Here is a 20393-nt window from a genome sequence, read left to right on the forward strand (position 1 = left end):
GAACCGGCATCTCCCAACCAGCAAAATCAACCAGCTTACCGCCGAGCTCAACGTGAAGATCATACAAAGGCGTGCGTTTGGCGTCAGTCATTTTCTCAACCTTTCATTCAGCGGGACTGGTCGCGGACGACCATGACGGTGCAATGCGCATTGCGCACGACGCGGGCCAGGTTCGGGCCAATCTCATAATTCGGGAAATCGCCTTTGGTCGACGCCATGACGATCAGATCAAAGCCGTCTTTGTAGGCGAGCTTCAGGATTTCGCGATAGACGCTGCCTTCTTCGACATGGATCGTCACGTCGGATGCGTTACCATGATCCAGAATGGCTTGAACCGCGCCCCTCACATGGTCTTTGGCACCAGCGCCGTAGTTGGCGGGCAGGTTTGGCAACTGAATGATCTCAGGAATGACGGCAACCACATGCAATTCGGCACTATAAAATTTCGCTTGTTCTTGTGCGAGCGGTAGGGCGTTCTTCCACGAGCGGTCGTCAGTGTGATCAATGGGCAGCAGGATTTTCGTGGCCATCACGTCTCTCCTCGAGATATGGAATTCTGTTTCAAAGGCGGGGGGCCAGGTGGCCCCCCGTTTGTCGTCAAAGGTTACTCGGCAGGCGTGCCGCCGGGCTCTTCGGACTTGCCACCCGAGGCGAAGAACTCTTTCGTCAGTTTGAAGACGATCGGGCTCAGCAGGGCCAAGGCGATCAGGTTCGGGACGGCCATCATGGCGTTCAACGTGTCCGCCAGCAGCCAGATGAAGCCCAGATCCGCAGTCGCGCCGAAGTAGATCGCGATGATCCACAGGATGCGATAGGGCATTAACGATTTTACACCCAGTAAGAATTCGACACATTTCTCGCCATAGAACGACCAACCCAGGATGGTTGTGAAGGCAAAGATCGACAGAGCGATTGCGATCAGGTGTCCGCCGCCCGGTAGCGAGGTTGCGAAGGCTAGAGAAGTCAACGCTGCACCAGATTCACCCGATGTCCACGCACCCGAAGCGATGATCGCCAGACCTGTGATCGAGCAGACGATGATGGTGTCGATGAACGTGCCTAGCATCGCGATCAGGCCCTGGTTGACCGGCCCTTTGGTCTCAGCCGCTGCGTGCGCGATCGGGGCAGAGCCCAGACCAGCTTCGTTCGAGAATACACCGCGAGCCACACCAAAGCGGATGGCGGCCCAGACGGCTGCGCCTGCGAAACCGCCCTCGGCGGCCGATGGAGTGAAGGCATAAGTCAAGACCAGCGACAGCGCGTTTCCGATTTCGGCGATGTTGATGATCAGAACCAGCAGGCCCGCGATGATGTAGGCGATGGCCATGAACGGAACCAGCTTACCGGCCACTGCACCGATGCGGGTGATGCCGCCCAGGATAACGGCTGCTGTAAGCACCATCAGAACCACACCGGTAACCGAGGTGTTCACACCGAAGTTCGATTCCAGAACCTGCGCCACGCCGTTGGCCTGCACTCCGTTGCCGATGCCGAAGGCCGCGATGCCGCCGAACAGGGCGAAGGCGACGCCCAGCCAGGCCCATTTCGCGCCCAGACCGTTCTTGATGTAGTACATCGGGCCGCCGACATAGTTACCCAGCTCATCTTTTTCGCGATATTTCACCGCGCAGACAGCTTCGGCATATTTGGTGGCCATGCCCACCAGGGCGGTCATCCACATCCAGAACAAGGCGCCTGGACCGCCCAGGAAGACAGCAGTGGCCACACCGGCGATGTTACCTGTACCTATAGTTGCCGACAGCGAAGTCATCAGCGCGTTGAAAGGGCTGATCTGCCCATCGCCCTGCCCTTCGCGGCCTGCAAACAGCAGTTTGAATCCGGTACCGACACGCAGGATCGGCATGAATTTCAGCCCCACCTGCAGGAAGAAGCCGACGCCAAGGATGAGAACCAGCATAAGCGGCCCCCACACAACGCCATTGATGGCCCCTACGATTGAATTTAACGCTTCCATGGTATTCCTCCCATTTGCGTTTGGGTTATGCCCTGTCGGCGATGGCCCGCTGGCGAGCCTGCTTGAGGGCGGTAAAGTCTTCGTCCGCGTGGAACGACGAACGGGTCAGCGGGGTCGCCGACACGTGCAAAAAGCCCTTGGATCGAGCGATCTGTTCCAGTTGGGCGAATTCTTCCGGTGTCCAGAACCGGTCGATTGGATGATGTTTTGGGGTCGGTTGCAGGTACTGGCCGACCGTCAGGAAATCGACATTTGCAGCGCGCAGATCATCCATCACCTGGCGCACGTCGCTGAGGCTTTCACCCAAGCCGACCATGAGGCCGGATTTGGTGAAAATCTCGGGATTAGCGCGTTTGGCGTCATCCAGCAGCCGCAGCGAAGTATAATAGCGCGCGCCGGGGCGGACTGTTGGATAAAGATGCGGTACGGTCTCCAGATTGTGGTTGAACACGTCCGGAGCAGCTTCGAATACGGCGTCCGCTGCAGTTCCCTTACCCAGAAAATCCGGGGTCAGAACCTCGACAGTGGAGTCGGGGTTCCGGTGCCGAACCGCGCGAATTGTCTGGGCAATGTGCTCGGCTCCGCCGTCGGCCAAATCGTCCCGATCAACGGATGTGATCACCACATGGCGCAAGCCCAGTTTCTTGACCGCTGCCGCAACGCGACCGGGTTCAAACACATCCAGCGCATCGGGACGACCTGTCGAGACGTTGCAAAAGGAACAACCCCGCGTGCAGACCTCACCCATGATCATCATGGTCGCGTGGCGCTTGGACCAGCATTCACCGATATTTGGGCAGGCCGCCTCTTCGCAGACCGTCGCCAGATCGTGGTCGCGCATCAGGCGACGAGTCTCGTAATACTCGGCGCTTTCGATCTTTTTGCGACGGATCCACTTCGGCTTTCGTGGGATCACGCTATCGGCCTTTTTGGCCTTTTCAGGGTGGCGGACGCGAAGCTGGACGGTCATCTGGCTGATCTCCATTATGCGTGGATTGCGCGGCCCATGGCATCGAGGCAGGCTTCTTTGACCGCCTCTCCCATGGCAGGGTGGGCGTGACAGGTTGCCGCGACCTCGGCGACGGTTGCACCTTGAGTCGTGGCCAGAACCAGCTCGGCGATCAGATCACCGCCATGTGCGCCGCAGATATGAGCACCCAGGATCTTGCCTTGCGGATCGGCCAACACCTTGACTGCGCCGTCAGTTTCCCCGGTCGAGCGCGCGCGCGAATTCGCCATGAACGCAAACTTGCCAACCGCGTACTCAGCGCCCGCGTCTTTCAGCGCTTCTTCGGTCGCCCCGACCGAGGCGACCTCGGGGTCGGTGTACACGACGCCCGGGACAGTGCTGTAGTCCACGTGAGCGTCCTGCCCGGCCAGCAACTCGACGCATGCCACACCATCTTCCTCGGCCTTATGTGCCAGCATCGGGCCGGGAACACAGTCGCCAATCGCATAGATGCCGGGTACTGAAGTGCGGAACGTATCGTCGACCGGAATGAAACCGCGCGGGTCAAGGGCTATCCCCAACTCTTCCAACCCCAACCCGCGCGTCACCGGGCGGCGTCCGACAGCGATCAGGACCTTGTCGGCCTCAATCACCTCTTCCTTGTCTTTGCCGACCCGATCCAGTGTGAGCGTCAGTCCAGTCTCGGTCTTTTCGATTGTTCTCAGTGCCCGGCCAAGCTGAAACTTGAGCCCGCGTTTGGCCAACGCCCTCTGCGCCAGTTTAGCGATCTCGCCATCGATTCCGGGCAGGACACGATCCAGATATTCAACAACGGTGACCTTGGCTCCCAACCGCGCCCAGACTTGACCGAGCTCCAATCCGATCACGCCTGCGCCGACCACAACCAAATGCTCTGGCACGGTCTCAAGTTTCAGCGCGCCGGTTGAGCTGAGAATGTCCTGTTCGTCGATCTCGATACCGCTTAGCGGTGTCGGCTCGGACCCGGTAGCAATCAGGATATTCTTCGCTTCATAAACATCGTCGCCGACCTGCACCTGCCCATCCGCAGGGATGCTCGCCCAACCTTCAATCAACTCGATGCCATTCTTTTTGAACAGAAATCCGATACCTTTGGTCAGATCGCCAACGATCTTATCCTTGCGTCCCATCATCGCGCCCAGATCAATGCTGGCCCCCTCAACCGCAATGCCGTGAGAGGAGAGATGTGCAAGCTCGGCATATTTGGCCGAGGAGGTCAGCAACGCTTTCGAAGGGATACACCCTACATTCAGACAGGTCCCGCCAAGCGTCCCGCGCCCTTCAACGCAGGCCACTTTCATACCCAGCTGGGCCGCGCGAATAGCCGCAACATAGCCGCCCGGACCACCGCCGATGACGATCAGGTCATAGATGTTCATGGATAGTCTCTCAGTAAATGGGATGTTCAGCGCACAGTGCGCGGACCTTGTCACGTGTCCGGGTTTCTACAGTGGCATCACCTTCGGGCGACTGGCTCAGCGCATCCAGTACATCGCCAATCAGATGGCCGATCTGGCGGAACTCATCTGGACCGAATCCGCGGCTACAACCGGCAGCGGTGCCCAGACGAATACCGCTGGTGACCGTCGGTTTCTCGGGATCGCCCGGCACACTGTTTTTGTTGCAGGTAAAGCCGGCCCGCTCCAGCGCCGCTTCCGCATCCTTGCCGGTAACGCCAAGCGGTCTCAGATCGACCAGCATCAGGTGGTTCTGGGTTCCCCCCGATACGATGTCGCATCCCCGCTCGATCATCACACTTGCAAGCGCTGCAGCGCTGTCCACGACGCGCTGCATATAGGTTTTGAATTCAGGTTTCAGCGCCTCGCCAAATGCAACAGCCTTACCTGCGATCACATGCATCAGCGGACCCCCTTGCAGGCCAGGAAACACCGCCGAGTTCATCTTTTTGGCCAACGCCTCGTCATCGGTCAGGATGATCCCGCCGCGTGGGCCGCGCAGTGTCTTGTGCGTCGTAGACGTCACCACATGCGCATGACCAACGGGTGACGGGTGCAAACCGGTTGCGACCAGACCGGCAATATGAGCCATGTCCGCCAGCAACCAGGCCCCAACATCATCCGCAATAGCGCGGAAGCGGGCAAAGTCGATCTGCTGCGAATATGCCGAAGCACCCGCGATGATCATCTTAGGCTTCTCCGCCCTGGCCAGCGCTTCAACCTGATCATAGTCGATCAATCCGGCTTCAGTCAGGCCATATTGAATCGGACGGAACCACTTGCCCGACTGAGCAGGCTTGGCACCATGGGTCAGGTGCCCACCCGCATCAAGCGACATACCAAGGATCGTGTCACCGGGGCTAAGCAACGCCAGCTTCACTGCCCCATTGGCTTGCGCGCCGGAATGAGGCTGCACATTGGCGAACGCACAGCCGAATAACTTTTTAAGGCGCTCGATCGCCTCAACCTCAACTTCATCCACATACTCGCACCCGCCATAATAGCGGCGACCCGGATAGCCTTCGGCATATTTGTTTGTCAGCACCGACCCCTGCGCATCAATCACTGCCTGCGAAACGATATTCTCGGATGCAATGAGTTCGATTTGTTCTGCCTGGCGTTTGCCTTCACGTGCAATCGACGCAGCGATGAACGGATCAGCCTTCGTGAGCGATGTAGTGAACATATTTTTCCTCTCGCTGTATATGTGGCGCACAGGGGATTTTGTTTCCTATAGTGGAATTCTTGCTGAAAAGGCAACACTATTCTCGAAAATGTGAAGTTGTGCATATCGGGGGAATTGCCTAACCTTCTGCAAAGAGTGGAGATTTTGATGTCAGATGAAGCCCCGAACGACGTTTCCGGACCGGCAGATCACGATGACGGGGCGGCTTTGGGCCGGTCGATCCGGGATGCACGCCGCGCAAAAGGCTGGACTTTGGAAGAAGCCGGGCGCGCTGCGGGAATCGGTCGATCCACCCTTTCGAAGATCGAAAACAACCAAACCCGACCCAGCTTCGACATTGTCAGACGGCTGACACAGGCGCTAGACCTGAGCACTCCTCAACTGTTCCTGCAGTCAGGCCAAACAGGCATCTCTGGTCGGCGCGACTACACCCCGTCCGGCGAAGGTGAGATACGCGATACAGCCACCTATCTACATGAGTTGCTGTGTCCTGAACTGACCAGCAAACGGATGCTGCCCTATATCGCGACGATCAAAGCGAGGGATGTATCCGAATTTGAAACCTGGATTCGCCACAGTGGCGAAGAGTTCATGTATGTGATCAGCGGAGAACTAACGTTCCTCTCGGAACACTACCGGCCATTGCCGATGAAAGCCGGAGACTCGCTATACTACGATAGCGGCATGGGACATGGTTGCATCTCGACCAGCAAAGAAGATGCCAAAGTTCTGTGGGTTTCATTAGAGTAGACCAAGCATCGGTTCCGCGTTGGCCCAAGGTACTGGGATATTCCAAATCAAGGAATAGCTCGGGAAAAATACTGACCTGAAAGAAAAGCGATTTGTCCCAAGGGTGCTATCAGACGAATTCGAACCAGTCTCAGTTTGCTGCGGAAAGCGCGAACCTATCCGGAACAAAGTTGACGCCACTCGGCGATAGCGGCGGTGCGCGTCAGCTTGAAGGTGTCTCGGTTAGTCAGCGATCTTTGCTGGTTGAAGTGGTTGTAGACGGAGGAACGGACGGCGGCGAGTTTCTGTAAACTTCACATGCACCTGAAACGTTGCATGGCGCGTTCGCGTCGTCGAAACGGCAGGTGCGAATTCTCGACTCGGCTGTTAAGCCACCTGCCCGTCCTTTGTTTTTCGGTAGTGCCAAGCTCTCTGAGCGCGGCTCAGTATGAGTCGAAGCGATCTGTAACGATCTCTTCTGAACCGCCATGGCGCTTCATCAATTTCTTGAGGAACTTCAGTGCCCCCTGCTTGTTTCGGCGTTGGGTAACGATTGCTTCAAGCACTTCGCCCTTATGATCGACGGCCCGCCAGAGGTAGTGTCTCTTGCCATTCACCTTCACGAAACCTCGTCCACGTGCCACTTCCATTTCGAGAACGCGCGCAGCTGCTGAACACGCTTCCGCCTTATCTCAGCAGCAAACATTGGGCCAAAACTGTTCCACCAATACCGGAAAGTTTCGTGCCTCACGTCGATGCCTCGCTCGTACAACAAATCTTCGACATTCCGAAGCGAGAGCGGGAAACAGCTGTACAGCATCACCGCAAGGCGAAAAATCTCGCGACTGGTTTTGAAGTACTCGAAAGAAGCAGGTCTGGTCATGGGCAAAAGCTACAAAAGCCCCCTGCCCCGCTCAAGCAAAGTTCTTCTTACAAGGCCCTTGGAACGCTTAGTGCCTATGCCAAAGAGACCCAACATGATTCAGGTTTGAGCGTAACTAGATCTGCCTGCCAGAAATGGCCTTGTGATGGTTGGTCGTGCTTGCGGTCTATCGAACAATCCGAGAGTGCGCACCAAAGCAATGTGCCCACTGCTCCGTGGGTCACGATTGCAAGATCCCCGACATCATGCGACTGGATAATCTCAGTTACTGTCCGATGAATGCGTCTCTGCGCCTCGACGGCTGTTTCCCAGCCGCGATAGCTAGTTTCTGGCTGAGCAAAGAAAGCATCGGCCGCGGCCTCAAAGTCGTCCCGAGGCAAGTAACCGGTTGCGCTGCGGTCGTTCTCACCAAGGCCCAAGTTACAATTCACGGGTAGTGTTCGTGGTGCAGCAAGAATCTCGCCTGTTTCACGGGCCTTCCGCTCGCCACTGGTCCATATCTGCGTCAGATTGGACAAGACGTCACTGGATGAAAATTCAGTAGCGCGCTTGCGGCCCACAGCATTCAAGCCCCACTCAGTTATCGGAACGGCCGGATCGATAGAAACCTCGGGGTGCGTGATGACAATAAGTTTGGGCATCTAGTCTGGCAAAAGAACGGGCCCTTTGTCGGCAAAGCCCACTTTGATTTCGGCGCCGGGATCAAGCGGCGCATCGACGTCATCGTGTACGGCAAATACCTGACCGAATGCACCGATCAGCGTATATTCCATCCGAACACCAACATAGGTCGCCTTCGCCACCTTGGCCGGTATGCCTTGGTCTGAGCCGATCACCAGACGTGAGGGTCGCACTGCAATGGTTGCGGATCCTTCGGACAAACCGCGATGTGGCAGCGTATAGCGGTAGCCTTCTATTTCTATGGTTGCCGCATCGCCATTGATATCGACGATTTGGCAATCCAAAAGGTTCGCCTCACCTATGAAATCGGCAACAAATTGGTCGTTCGGGGCATCGTAAAGCTGGCGTGGTGTGCCCATTTGGGCGATCGCTGCGTTACGCATGACGACAATCTCATCTGAGACCGCCAGAGCCTCCTCCTGATCGTGGGTGACGTAAACAACTGTCAGACCAAGGTCTTGCTGGATGGCCCGAATATCCTCACGCACCTGACGGCGAAGCTTGGCATCGAGATTGGACAGCGGCTCGTCGAACAGCAGAACCTGCGGCTCAAGAACCAGCGCGCGGGCGACGGCAACACGCTGTTGTTGACCCCCTGACAGTTCAGAGGGAAGGCGATTGTCGAACCCTTGAAGACCAACCAGTTCCAATCCATACAGGGCGCGGCTGCGTGCCTCGTCCTTTGCAAAGCCCGAGAATGTGAGGCCATACATCACGTTTTCGAGCACGGTCATATGAGGGAACAGAGCGTAGGACTGAAATACCATGGAAACATCGCGGTCGGTGGCTGGCAGTTTGGTCACGTCTCGGTCACCAATCAGGATCTTGCCCGAGCTTGCCATTTCCAACCCAGCAATCATGCGCAGAGTCGTTGTTTTCCCACAGCCTGATGGGCCAAGCAGTGTGACGAGTTTTCCCGCCTCGACATGCAGGTTGATGTTGTCGACGGCGACGACGTCCTTACCAAATACTTTCGACACGTTCTCAAAGCGTACCGGGGCGGCCTTGGAACCGATTTTGGTGTCGGTCATCGCGATGTCTCCGTTCCGTGATGCGAGCGTCGACCAATCTGGACCCGGCCAACAAGTAGTTGCAGTAAACCGACCGCCGCGAGCATCACAAAGATCAGCGTCGTCGAATAGGCGATCGCAAGGCCATAATCGTTATTCTCGACCCGACCGATGATGTAGCTGGTCGCCATGTCATACTCGGCACTGACCAGAAAGATGACGGCCGAGATCGCTGTCATGGCGCGGACAAAGCTGTAGACAAGGGCCGCAAGGATAGCAGGGCGCAGCAGTGGTAGAATAATCCTTCGGAAAGTCTGCCACGAGTTTGCACCAAGTGTCAGCGAAGATTCATCGAGACTACGATCAAGCTGCGACATGCTCGCGATGCCCGCGCGAACGCCAACCGGCATGTTGCGGAAGATGAAGCTGACAACAAGGATGACGCCTGTGCCAGTGATCTCGATTGGCGGAACGTTGAAGGCCAGAATGTAGCTAACGCCAATCACGGTACCCGGGATTGCAAATGACAGCATGGTGCCGAACTCAAAGGCGTTCTTGCCTGCAAAGCTCTGCCTGGTCAGCAGATAGGCCGTTACCAGTCCAACTGCCGCGGTTAATGGCGCTGCAATGGCCGCGATTGTGATGGTGGTCCAGAAACTGTCCCAAGCGGCTCCGGTCCAGCGTATGCCCTCTTCTTCAAAACGGACTGAGAACGCGGTGATGTAGTGCTTGATTGTCAGCGAGTTATCGACTCCCCAGAGCTCGACCACACTGCCGTAGATGATCATCGCGTAAACAACAATTGTGAACAGCGCCCAGCCCAGAGCGATAAGCAGTACAGGTACAGAAAGCCCCGTCGGCATCAGAGGATGAACGCCAGCATCCCCTTTGCCGGTGACAGTTGTGTAACTTTTCTTCCCCAGCCAAGCGCGCTGCGCGTAAAAGGCGGAAAGAGTAAAGAACAGCAGCACCATGGCCAGAACCGCGGCCCTGCCTTGATCGTATTGAGCGCCAACGATGGCGAAGAATATTTCAGTCGAAAGCACGTCGAAATTGCCGCCCAATACAAGCGGGTTGCCAAAATCGGCCATGCTTTCAATGAAACCCAGAAGAAACGCATTGGCCAGGCCAGGTCGCATCAAGGGCAAGGAAACTGTCTTGAACGTCTGCCATCTGCTGGCGCGGAGCGTCTGGGCTGCTTCCTCCATCGACGGAGAGACGCCTTCCACCACGCCGATCAGAACAAGAAACGCAATTGGCGTGAACGCAAGCGTCTGTGCGATCAGGATGCCCGGCATTCCGTAAAGCCAGCGTGTTGGTTGTGTGCCGAAAAGCTCGGCAACGAAGCGGGTGACAGACCCGGACAGGCCAAAAAGCAGGATCAGCGCCAGGCCGATCACGAACGGTGGGGTGATTATTGGCAGAACGGTCAGGGCCCGCAGCGCGCGCTTATGGCGAAAGCCTGAGCGCGTCACGACCAGTGCAAAGCAAAGACCCAGGACCGTGGTGATGACACCAACAAGGATGGCAAGGAACAGTGAGTTCCAGGCGGCACCGCAGCGCGCGCCCTGAAAGCACCCCAAACCCCAAAGTCGATCATCAAAAAATTTTGAGAAGAAAACTGCAATAGAATAAGCGCCATCTTCGGTGACGAAGGCAGCGAAAAGCATCTTGGCGATGGGAAAAAAGACGAAGGCCGTGACAATTGTAATCACACCGCCAATGGCACTGACGACGAAGACGTCGCCGTTAATGGCACCTCTTGCCGCGACCCCCTGAGTGAGTAGGAACAAAAAGCTTGAGGCGCATATCATTGCGCCATAACCCATTCCGAACTGACGGTCGCCAAGTTCGCCAAACATCGCCTCCAACCAATTGAAGTTGAAGCCTCTGATACCAATGCTGAACCCCTGAGCGATCAGCCAGCCGAAGCCAAGTGCCCCAGACAGGATCAGTATTCTAGCGTACATTGGATCAGATTTAGGGCGGTTCAACACAAGAAGCGGCAGGGCGAGTGCGATCAGGAGCGGAGCGAGCCAGAGTTTTTCGCCTTGGCCGATCAGAAACGCGGCCGGTGCAAAGTCCTCGTCGAACGGGTAGCCGTCCACCAGCCACTCGAACGACCACAGGCCACCGTCGACCATGTACCAGGGCAACAGGCAGAATCCGACCCACCCGGCGATGATCCAGAAGATCAGGACCGGATGGGTCGTTTTTGAGGTCTGGTCAGTCACTTACTGCGGCAGAGTTGAAACCTCTTCGTCCCATTTCTGCAAAAGACGCTTCCGCTCGTCTGACGAGCCGTACTTCTTGAAGTCATAGTCGATCAGCTTGATCTGACTCATGTCCGGCGCGCTATCCGAAGTTTCCGCGCCTTTGTTCGATGGTACCTGAAACGCGTTGACCTGAAGAGCGAGGTTCTGTGCCTCGGGTGACAGGGCCCAGTCATAGAACTTTTTCGCTTCTTCTTCGTTGCGGGCTCCTTCAATAATCGACATTGAGCCAATCTCGTATCCGGTGCCTTCGCACGGTGCGACGACCTTAATCGGGAACCCTGAAACGGCCTGCTTCACAGCGTCATGCATGAAGACGATACCAATAGTGTTCTCACCGCGACCGGCGGCCTTGATCGGTGCGGAACCAGACTTGGTATATTGGTTGATGTTGGAATGCAGACCTTTCATAAACTCAAAGCCTTCATCCTCGCCGAAGATCTGCACCATCGACGCCAGCGTCGTATAGGCCGTTCCTGAGGAGTTCGGGTTCGCCATCTGAACGTGGCCTTTGTATTCGGGCTTCAGCAGGTCTTTCCAGCAGGCCGGTTCGGGCAGGTTGTTGGCAGCAACAAGATCGGCATTGTAGCCGTAACCGAGTGCGCCTGAATAGATGCCGATCGTCTTATTGCCCGCGCTTTCTGCCTGGGATATCGCCCAATCATGAAGCTGGTCGCGCATCGGCGAAATGTACTCCATCGTCAGGCCCTCTTCGGCGGCCTGCAAATGCGGATCACCTGTACCGCCCCACCAAACGTCTCCTTTCGGATTCGAGCTTTCGGCGCGGATTTGTGCAAAGGTCTCACCTGACGACTTCCGGGTCATGTTGACGTCGATGCCCGTTGCATCTTCAAAGCTTCGCGCCATGAGTTGGCACCAGTCTTCTTGCGCCGAACAATAGAATGTCAACTTATCGGCCTGCGCTGCCGACAGTGATGCAGCCAGGGTAATCACTGATCCAACCGTTATGGATGTCAATTTCCTCATTTCTTCCTCCCTATGAGCTTAATGCGTCCGGGTTTCCCGGTTCTTTTATGCCCTTCCTCATGCAGCCTTTCGAAGTTTCTTTATGGCAATTTTGACTTCTGGATCGTCTGTTAGATTATTCAGCAAATCTGACAAATCTCTTTCGTCGACCAACTTTGCGGCTTTTGTCGGTGAAAACCAGTGACGTGTTCGTTCATTATCTTCCTTCCAGCGTCGCTTCAACTTATCGACGACCAGAGGATAAAGGGCGACGCGGCAGCGAACGCTGCTTCGCCCCTCGTATCGCTTATCATAATAAAAATGACCGATGGGCCGTTTCGATATGGTGCCGACAGCGCCTGCTTCTTCTTGAGCTTCTATTTCGGCGGCATGCCATGGTTTTTTGCCGTCCATTAACCATCCTTTTGGGATGACCCATCGGCCAGTATCCCGCGAAGTGACCATCAGTACGCGCAATTTGCCAGCCTTGTCCCAGCGCATCGGAAGCGCCGCAATCTGATCTGCCGTTCCGCCGTCGCCCATGCTGCCCCTCGATGCCACACGATCAGGAACCAAAAGGAAGCCGTCCTATTGGCAAGTTTGCCGGTTAACGCTTTCCCTTGGCTCGTATTCTGAATTTCATCAGCCCGTGCATCTTTGCTTTGCGTTTAGAAATACTTGTGTTCGCTCGAATTCTCCCAACCTTCTGAGGGTTATGCAACAAAAATTATTGCATTATGACCGAAAGCCCACAAAAGTAGGTCTCGAAGCCTAGTCAGGTCGTCGGATGTCCAAAACCAAAACGCGCGGCAAAATGTCTGAAAAGAACCAGAGTCGGGTAAAGAAATCCGACCGGCGCAAACAGATATTGTTGGAATTGAAGCTTCGCCCGCACGTTCGCATCAACGAACTGGCACAGCGATTCAACGTCTCCAACGAGACGGTACGTAGAGATTTCGATGCTCTGTCAAATGACGGCCTGATAGCGCGGGCACACGGGGGTGCATCAGCCGCTGCGCAAGGGCACTATCCGGGTTTGGATGAACGGACAAACGCTCAGGTTGAGGAACGCGAGCGGATAGGTGCGATAGCGGCAGAACTGATCCAGAGCGGAGAAACGGTTATGATCGATTCCGGCTCGACCACAATCGAAATGGCGCGTGCACTGGCTTATATTGGAACCCCTTGTACGGTCATCACCAATTCCATCCCCGTCGCTATGACCCTTGGCCATGGGGCTGCACAAGTCCTGTTATGCCCAGGGGAATATTTGGCAACTGAGTCTGCAACTATAGGAACCGAGACGCTGGAGTTTTTGTCCCGTTTCAACGTCGACAGATGCATGATTGGGTCCTCGGGGTTCTCGACGGATGGTCCCTCAGAAACGGTAAGGGGCTTTGCAGCCGTAAAGAGGGTGATGCTGACGCGTGCCGAGAAACGGCACCTTCTTGTAGATTCCGGGAAATTCGGCCGGAAGGGCCTATCTCAAGTAGGAGATCTCAACGACTTGGATTCCATAGTCACCGACAAAAAACCAACGGGAGAATTGCGTAACGCAATTGAGGGCGCCGAGGTCGACGTTCTCGTTGCCGGCTAGATACGAAATAACCGATTAACAGCGGCCAATAAGCACCGCATATTACTGGGAGGAAATCATGAAAATCGATATCAAACTATTGCTTGGGGCATCCGCAATCGCACTCATGTCGATGAGTGGAATAGCGTCGGCGCAGGATTGTCCACGCGGTGACTTGGACGAGCGTTTTTGTGATGCCGACGGGGATCTGATCGCGGATATCCCCACAGATCCTTCCGAGCAAATAGATCCAGACACCTTGATCTTTGCTTATACACCGGTTGAAGATCCCGCCGTTTATAAAACTGCGTGGTCAGACTTTCTTGACCATTTGAAAGCGGAAACTGGCAAGGACGTTGTCTTTTTTCCAGTCCAGAACAACGCGGCCCAGATTGAGGCGATGCGTTCGGGTCGTTTGCATATTGCTGGCTTCAACACCGGTTCCAACCCACTTGCGGTAAACTGTGCCGGGTTCCGCCCGTTCACCATTATGGCCTCAAAAGACGGGAACTTCGGTTACGAGATGGAAATCATAACCTATCCAGGCTCAGGCATCGAAAAGGTTGAGGATATCAAGGGAAAGCAACTGGCTTTTACATCGCCTACGTCCAACTCGGGGTTCAAAGCGCCCTCTGCGATCTTGAAAAGCGACTTTGATCTTCTGCCCGAACGCGATTTCGAACCTGTCTACTCTGGTAAGCACGACAACTCGATCCTGGGTGTTGCCAACAAGGATTACCTGGCGGCCTCAATCGCGAACTCGGTGAAGTCGCGGATGATTTCACGCGATGTGATCAACGAAGACGATGTCATTACAATCTACAAATCGCAGACCTTCCCAACCACTGGATTCGGAACCGTTTACAATCTGAAACCGGAGTTGCAGGAGAAGATTCGCAACGCCTTCTTCAACTTCGAATGGGACGGCACGACCCTGGAGGCTGAGTTCTCGAAATCGAACGAAGGCCAGTTCCTTGAGATGACTTATCAGGAATTCTGGGACGTCATTCGAAAGATCGACGCAGCAAACGGCGTCTCCTACGCCTGCCAATAACCAATAACTAACTCGGCGGGCCCGATGGGGCCTGCCGTTCACCCAAATCTGGGGCATTTTATGCTGCGTCTTCAAAAGCTCACGAAAACATACAAAACCGGTGATCAGGCCCTGAAGGCGATTGATCTTGAGGTTCCAAGAGGACAGGTTCTTGCGTTGATTGGGCCCTCGGGCGCGGGCAAATCAACCATGATCCGTTGCATCAACCGCTTAGTTGAACCTTCAAGCGGCGGTGTCCTGTTGGATGACGTGGACCTGACCAAACTCGGATCGGGTGCATTGCGGAAGGCGCGCCGCGAAATGGGCATGATCTTTCAGGAATATGCGTTGGTCGAACGCCTCACGGTGATGGAAAACGTCCTGTCCGGCAGGCTGGGCTATGTGGGATTCTGGCGCAGTTTTCTAAGACGATACCCGCAATCGGATGTAGACGAGGCCTTCCGGTTACTCGATCGGGTTGGACTGTTGCACATGGCTGACAAACGGGCGGATGAACTATCGGGGGGTCAACGTCAAAGGGTAGGCATTTGTCGCGCACTGATTCAAAACCCGAAACTGTTGCTGGTTGATGAGCCAACCGCCTCGCTGGATCCCAAAACCAGCCGTCAGATCATGCGCCTCATCACAGAGCTATGTAAGGAGCGCGGGTTGGCGGCCATTATCAACATCCATGATGTGGCACTCGCCCAGATGTTTGTTCCGCGCGTCGTCGGCCTCCGCTTTGGTGAAATAGTGTATGACGGACTTCCAACAGGCCTTACCCCAGAGAAGCTGACCGAGATCTATGGTGAGGAAGATTGGGAAGCGACCATCGAAAAAGTAGACGAAGATGAAGATGTCGAGGCCGCAGAATGAGCCACCGAGAACTCGACGACATGCTCGGAAAAGGCTGGCGCAAGCCTGCCTTTGTCAAAAACCCATTACTCCGCTGGACATTGCTCCTTGGCTTTTTCGCCTACCTGATCGCCGCCTTTATGACCATCGAAGTTGATTGGGGCCGAGTCTATGAAGGGCTGGATCGAGGGTGGGCGTTTGTACTTGCGTTCACCAGCCCGGACTTCATTTCACGGTGGTCAGATATTTGGAGCGGCCTTCTGGAAAGTATCGTGATGACCGTGGCCGCGTCTGTCGTGGGTATCCTGATTTCGATCCCGATTGGGCTGGGTGCGGCACGCAATATCGCGCCACTACCAATCTACATGATTTGCCGAGGCATTGTTGCGATAAGTCGGGCGTTGCAAGAGATCATCGTCGCCATTTTGCTGGTGGCGATCTTCGGCTTTGGTCCGCTGGCCGGATTTCTGACGCTGTCCTTTGCGACCATCGGCTTTCTGTCCAAACTTCTTGCCGAAGATATCGAAGCCATGGACAAGGTTCAGGCCGAGGCGATCAAAGCCTCTGGCGCGCGTTGGCCACAATGGATCAACTATGGTGTTCAACCTCAGGTTATGCCGCGACTTGTGGGGCTTTCGATGTACCGGATCGACATCAACTTCCGGGAAAGCGCAATTCTCGGGCTCGTTGGGGCCGGCGGTATTGGAGCGACGCTGAACACCGCATTCGACCGCTATGAATACGATACGGCGGCAGCCATTCTAATCCTCATCATCGGGATCGTCATGGCGCTTGAGTACCTTTCTGGAATTATCCGAGCGAGGGTTCAGTAATGCCGGTACTTGAACGCGATGATGTCCAGATCTGGCGCCGTCGAACGACGGGTCAGAGTCTGGTTAGATGGTTCGGCTGGCTACTGGGCGTAGCGGTCTTTGTGTACTGCTGGCAGTTGATCTCGGAATCGACCACTTGGTTTTTCGTCTGGGACGCGCCACGCATAGCCAACGATATCTGGACCCGTGCAACGCCTCCGAAATGGGATTACATAACTCAGTTGGGTCGCCCGATTTGGGACACGCTAAACATCGCTACGCTGGGTACAATCATTGCCCTATGCATGGCGGTACCAGTTGCCTTTTTGGCAGCCCGCAACACCACGCCATCGGCTTTGTTCATCCGGCCGATTGCCCTATTGATCATTGTCTCGACCCGCTCGATCAACTCGTTGATCTGGGCGCTTCTTCTGATTGCGATAATTGGTCCCGGAGTGTTCGCCGGTGTCATAGCAATCGCCATTCGTTCAATCGGGTTTTGTGCAAAGCTTCTTTATGAGGCGATTGAGGAAATTGATCACACGCAGGTCGAAGCCATCACGGCAACCGGTGCTTCACGCTGGCAGGTCATGGCCTATGGCATCGTTCCGCAAATCCTGCCTGCTTTCGCGGGTATTGCCGTCTTCCGTTGGGATATCAACATCCGCGAGTCCACGGTGCTCGGCCTGGTTGGAGCCGGAGGTATCGGGTTGCAATTGTCGGCTTCGCTCAATGTACTGGCTTGGCCGCAGGTCAGCCTGATCCTGATTGTAATTCTGGTCGCGGTTATGATCAGCGAATGGGTTTCGGCGAAAGTACGAGGAGCGATCATTTGACCGGGTTCGCTGCGCAAGAGGCATTTGACGCCTACGAGTCTGTTCGTCATCGCCTTCCACAAACCATATCTTCTGAAGTGAGCTATCGACGAGCGGACACGCTGGAGGACATAGCGCATGAGTTTGACGTGTTCCTCCTCGACGCCTTCGGGGTTCTCAATATTGGTGATACGGCAATCCCGGATACACCAGATCGGATCAGGTCACTGAAAGCCGCCGGCAAACGTGTTCTGGTTGTGTCAAATGCCGCAGGGTTTCCCCACGCAACTCTTATGGAGAAGTATAGTAGACTTGGGTATGATTTCGCGCCGCAAGATGTGATCACCAGTCGGGCCACTTTGTTATCTGAACTAAACGGCCAAAGTGAGATGCATTGGGGATTGATGGCGACCCCCAGTGCTGGTCTTCGCGATCTGGAAGGGTTGAAGCTATCCTATCTGGAGGATGACCCGAAGCCTTACGAAAACGCCGACGGTTTTTTGATGATCGGGTCAGCGGTTTGGACTGACACGCGCCAAGCCATGTTGGAGGCTGCTTTGCGAGAGCGTCCCCGTCCAGTATTGGTCGGCAATCCAGATATTGTCGCTCCGCGCGAGTACGGGTTTTCCAAGGAACCCGGTCTTTACGCGCACAGGCTAGCAGACCGAACAGGCGTCGCCCCTAAGTTCTTCGGAAAGCCTTTCGCCAATATCTATGATTTTGCATTCAATCGTCTCGGTCGCGTCGACAAGTCCCGGGTTCTGATGGTTGGCGACAGCCTGCATACAGACATTCTGGGTGCACGAAATGCAGGCATAGCTTCCGCACTCATCTCTGGATTTGGTTTCTTCGCAGGGCATGATGTTGAAGCAGCGATCATGAAGGCAGGCATAATCCCGAACTTTGTTGTAAGCCGGCCTTGATTCTAGGACGTTCCTCTTAGGCGCACCTTCCGGTTAACTCGAATGCCAGGTGAACTGCGTGGCAAACATGCCGACCGTATGCTGACAGCACCGCGTGTGAATTGCTGCTTCGGAGAAACCCTCTGCAACAGTTAACTCTTAGTGCACGTGCGTATTGGGCAGCGAGCCGAACTTCGCAAAGCCAGCTTTCTGCGCCTTCGCAGACCTTCTCGCCCTGAGTTCCACTGGCAACTTTGAACTCTTTGCTGCCGTCGAAGAAAACGCAGCATCTAGCTGGCGGACATGCTAGCCAAGTTTGAGGGCGGTCCATTGCCGACATTCAGCAGCAGGTTGCAATGCTGCAACCGCAGCCCGCATTGCGGGCATCAACTGCAGCAGCAAAGCCGAAAGCGACTCGAAACCTTCTTCCGCCAAGCAAAGCGGAAGTGTCTGCTCATTGCCGAGAGATTTGCGTGAAAGCCATTGCGGCTAACTAGAGGGCTCCAAGCCCATTCTGGCTTGAAGCAAACAACCCCGATCGTAAGGGTCCCACCTTCTTCGATGCATCGTATGATGCCCCCAGCCCATTTAGCGGCGGTGTCGCCCCTAAATCCCCATCTTTACTGTCCCTGACTCTTTTGACGAGCCTCCAATGCCATCTCGTCGAGAATACTGAAAGCCACAGGATAAAAATTCTCGAATAATTCGATCACCGCTGTTTCCTCCTCGGGATGATGTATTCCCTCGGCATCAGTAAGCCGTCCCATTCGAAACACGATTTCGGTGCCTTCATCTACAGGGATTAACTCATAGGTTTCCAGGTTTGTAAGACCCTCGATAGACGAATTGTGGAGGATATCAGTCACGTATTCGAATGGATTCCAATCGACAATCAGCATCTGGAAGTGAGCGGCTTCATGAATGCAGTGAATACGGACACCAGCTGACGTTCGCGACACATCCCCTTCCCGATAGGCGTCCTTTAACATCATCCAGCGCATCTTGAGCCGGGGATCTGTGAGCATTTCCCAAGCCACTACCGGTGGCGCCTTCAGTAAGTGCCGGGTCGTGAACACAGCATCCTCGTCGGAAACGCGGACAGGCCCGGCGATCTCCCGGTATCTTTGCCAGGCGGCTGCAAGGTCGTAGACCCGCATGGGCACGTCACCAAAGTGCTCGAACTGTGCGCTGTATTGCATGAGATCAGACTCGATGCCCATTGCCTGAAAAGCGTCTTCCGAGAACAGGGCGTGGCTGCGGATACCAGTTTCCTCCTTCACATCAGTCTTCGCCATGCGATGCACCAATATGACGTCAGCACCGGAGATATCTTTCATCGGGCCAATCGACAATTCTTCAAACTTTCCGTGATGTGCAAGGATCTTCAGATCGAGATCGGCCACGTTGCGACAAGCATTGCAGGGGCAAGTCGTATTCTGAATGATGTTCCGGCGGCGTTCGGCGAACGCCTGGTAAAGGCTTTCACATATGTTGAGGAATGTCTCGCCTGAGGGGAAGGGCCCGCTCGAATAGGCAAGAACGGCGTCACCTTCGAGACCCCGCAACTTCATTGGGTCCTTCAGTTCTACTACAATTGCCTCAAGCAGAGAACGGATGATCGGGTTGGCATGTTCCAACTCTGACCTAGTCAAGTATCCAGTGTAACCGGTGATATCGGCGATGAGCAGATAGCCTGACTGAATAGTCATAGTTACAAAGATCCCAATTTCGAGCGGCAAGACATATGGTAGACAACGAATTTGTTCAGAGCAACGTAGTTCAGGAACAGGAACTGAATGCCCGGAAATGGTGCCAGATCGGGATTAGTTATTGATATTTTATCAACTTCTTCCGGCTCGCACCTGCCGTCCGAGACGGCGCAGCATCTGGGTCATCATCGCTGAAGAATGGGTAGGATCACCGAACAGCTTCATCCACTTGCACAGGGAATGCCTGCTGACCTCCAACTGCCATTAAACCTCCTGAAACGGATATCCCTGCACCGTGATCTGATGCACGCATCGTGCTTGAACTCGTCGCTGTAGTTGCTTGCCCTCATGTCGGCCAACTTGCCTCAAAATGACGAGGCAAAGCGTCTACAAATCTGGGGTCACCTCACGATCAGTATTAACTGGTGAAAGCAAGGGTGCGACGCGCCGAACTCGTACCCCCTCAAAGAAATCGCTAATCCCATCAAGGCGCGCCACGTCTGAACGATATATGTGGTTGATGTTCCGAATACGACCATTGGA

The 20393-nt window shown here is 55.1% G+C and carries 18 protein-coding genes and 1 pseudogene; 7 read left to right on the forward strand and 12 right to left on the reverse strand.

Translation table 11 applies throughout. The features are described 5' to 3' along the window. Positions 1–107 precede the first annotated feature (107 nt). The 5 genes from ACR0FG_RS12590 to glyA all read right to left on the reverse strand — a co-directional run bounded on the left by ACR0FG_RS12590 (position 108) and on the right by glyA (position 5606). Complete coding sequence (locus tag ACR0FG_RS12590; protein ID WP_170717699.1) at positions 108–530, reverse strand: universal stress protein; 423 nt, start codon at positions 528–530, stop codon at positions 108–110. Positions 531–604: 74 nt separating this feature from the next. Continuing rightward, on the reverse strand, positions 605–1975 hold the full coding sequence (locus ACR0FG_RS12595) for an alanine/glycine:cation symporter family protein (protein WP_480893370.1): 1371 nt from the start codon (positions 1973–1975) through the stop codon (positions 605–607). 25 nt (positions 1976–2000) lie between these two features. Then, positions 2001–2945: a lipoyl synthase gene (gene lipA, locus ACR0FG_RS12600; protein ID WP_480893371.1), complete on the reverse strand. Its 945-nt coding sequence runs from the start codon at positions 2943–2945 to the stop codon at positions 2001–2003. Between the two features lie 14 nt (positions 2946–2959). After that, positions 2960–4342, reverse strand: coding sequence for a dihydrolipoyl dehydrogenase (gene lpdA / locus ACR0FG_RS12605; protein WP_480893372.1), 1383 nt, complete (start codon positions 4340–4342; stop codon positions 2960–2962). Between the two features lie 10 nt (positions 4343–4352). Continuing rightward, entirely contained in the window at positions 4353–5606 is a 1254-nt protein-coding gene (gene glyA / locus ACR0FG_RS12610) for a serine hydroxymethyltransferase (RefSeq protein WP_480893373.1), read from the reverse strand. Positions 5607–5753: 147 nt separating this feature from the next. Between glyA and ACR0FG_RS12615 the strand changes: the two genes are divergently transcribed. Further along, on the forward strand, positions 5754–6356 hold the full coding sequence (locus tag ACR0FG_RS12615) for an XRE family transcriptional regulator (RefSeq protein WP_170717694.1): 603 nt from the start codon (positions 5754–5756) through the stop codon (positions 6354–6356). A 155-nt stretch (positions 6357–6511) separates the two neighbouring features. On the opposite strand, the pseudogene ACR0FG_RS12620 reads toward ACR0FG_RS12615, so the two are convergent. The 6 genes and pseudogenes from ACR0FG_RS12620 to ACR0FG_RS12645 form a co-directional block, all read right to left on the reverse strand. Next, positions 6512–7218: pseudogene (locus ACR0FG_RS12620) on the reverse strand (IS6 family transposase). A gap of 74 nt (positions 7219–7292) precedes the next feature. Further along, a complete protein-coding gene (locus ACR0FG_RS12625; protein WP_480893374.1) occupies positions 7293–7859 on the reverse strand; it encodes a histidine phosphatase family protein in 567 nt (188 codons plus the stop codon). Further along, complete coding sequence (locus ACR0FG_RS12630; protein WP_480893375.1) at positions 7860–8930, reverse strand: ABC transporter ATP-binding protein; 1071 nt, start codon at positions 8928–8930, stop codon at positions 7860–7862. Then, positions 8927–11143: an ABC transporter permease gene (locus ACR0FG_RS12635; RefSeq protein ID WP_480893376.1), complete on the reverse strand. Its 2217-nt coding sequence runs from the start codon at positions 11141–11143 to the stop codon at positions 8927–8929. The genes ACR0FG_RS12630 and ACR0FG_RS12635 overlap by 4 nt, the downstream gene beginning before the upstream one ends. Beyond that, positions 11144–12169, reverse strand: coding sequence for an ABC transporter substrate-binding protein (locus tag ACR0FG_RS12640; protein WP_170717206.1), 1026 nt, complete (start codon positions 12167–12169; stop codon positions 11144–11146). A 57-nt stretch (positions 12170–12226) separates the two neighbouring features. Then, positions 12227–12691, reverse strand: a complete 465-nt coding sequence (locus ACR0FG_RS12645) for an NUDIX hydrolase (RefSeq protein WP_480893377.1) — start codon at positions 12689–12691, stop codon at positions 12227–12229. Positions 12692–12935: 244 nt separating this feature from the next. Here ACR0FG_RS12645 and ACR0FG_RS12650 point away from each other — a divergent pair, with 244 nt between their 5' ends. Genes ACR0FG_RS12650 through ACR0FG_RS12675 form a run of 6 tightly spaced genes read left to right on the forward strand, consistent with a single transcriptional unit; the run spans position 12936 to position 18162 of the window. Further along, positions 12936–13745 (forward strand): DeoR/GlpR family DNA-binding transcription regulator, encoded by an 810-nt coding sequence (locus ACR0FG_RS12650; RefSeq protein ID WP_480893378.1) that lies wholly within the window; start codon positions 12936–12938, stop codon positions 13743–13745. A gap of 58 nt (positions 13746–13803) precedes the next feature. Next, entirely contained in the window at positions 13804–14778 is a 975-nt protein-coding gene (gene phnD / locus ACR0FG_RS12655; protein ID WP_480893379.1) for a phosphate/phosphite/phosphonate ABC transporter substrate-binding protein, read from the forward strand. 60 nt (positions 14779–14838) lie between these two features. Continuing rightward, positions 14839–15633: a phosphonate ABC transporter ATP-binding protein gene (gene phnC / locus ACR0FG_RS12660; protein ID WP_480893380.1), complete on the forward strand. Its 795-nt coding sequence runs from the start codon at positions 14839–14841 to the stop codon at positions 15631–15633. Beyond that, the gene (gene phnE, locus ACR0FG_RS12665; protein ID WP_480893381.1) at positions 15630–16445 is read left to right on the forward strand and encodes a phosphonate ABC transporter, permease protein PhnE; all 816 of its coding nucleotides are present in this window, start codon (positions 15630–15632) and stop codon (positions 16443–16445) included. Before phnC ends, phnE (ACR0FG_RS12665) begins: the two co-directional genes overlap by 4 nt. Further along, positions 16445–17260 carry a phosphonate ABC transporter, permease protein PhnE gene (gene phnE / locus ACR0FG_RS12670; protein ID WP_170651926.1) on the forward strand — a complete coding sequence of 272 codons (816 nt, stop codon included), beginning with the start codon at positions 16445–16447 and terminating at the stop codon, positions 17258–17260. The genes phnE (ACR0FG_RS12665) and phnE (ACR0FG_RS12670) overlap by 1 nt, the downstream gene beginning before the upstream one ends. Further along, entirely contained in the window at positions 17224–18162 is a 939-nt protein-coding gene (locus ACR0FG_RS12675; RefSeq protein WP_480893382.1) for an HAD-IIA family hydrolase, read from the forward strand. Before phnE (ACR0FG_RS12670) ends, ACR0FG_RS12675 begins: the two co-directional genes overlap by 37 nt. A 599-nt stretch (positions 18163–18761) precedes the next feature. Here ACR0FG_RS12675 and ACR0FG_RS12680 read toward each other — a convergent pair. Continuing rightward, entirely contained in the window at positions 18762–19850 is a 1089-nt protein-coding gene (locus ACR0FG_RS12680; RefSeq protein ID WP_480893383.1) for a DUF2652 domain-containing protein, read from the reverse strand. Positions 19851–20393 lie beyond the last annotated feature (543 nt).

The sequence above is a fragment of the Ruegeria sp. E1 genome (assembly GCF_056534225.1).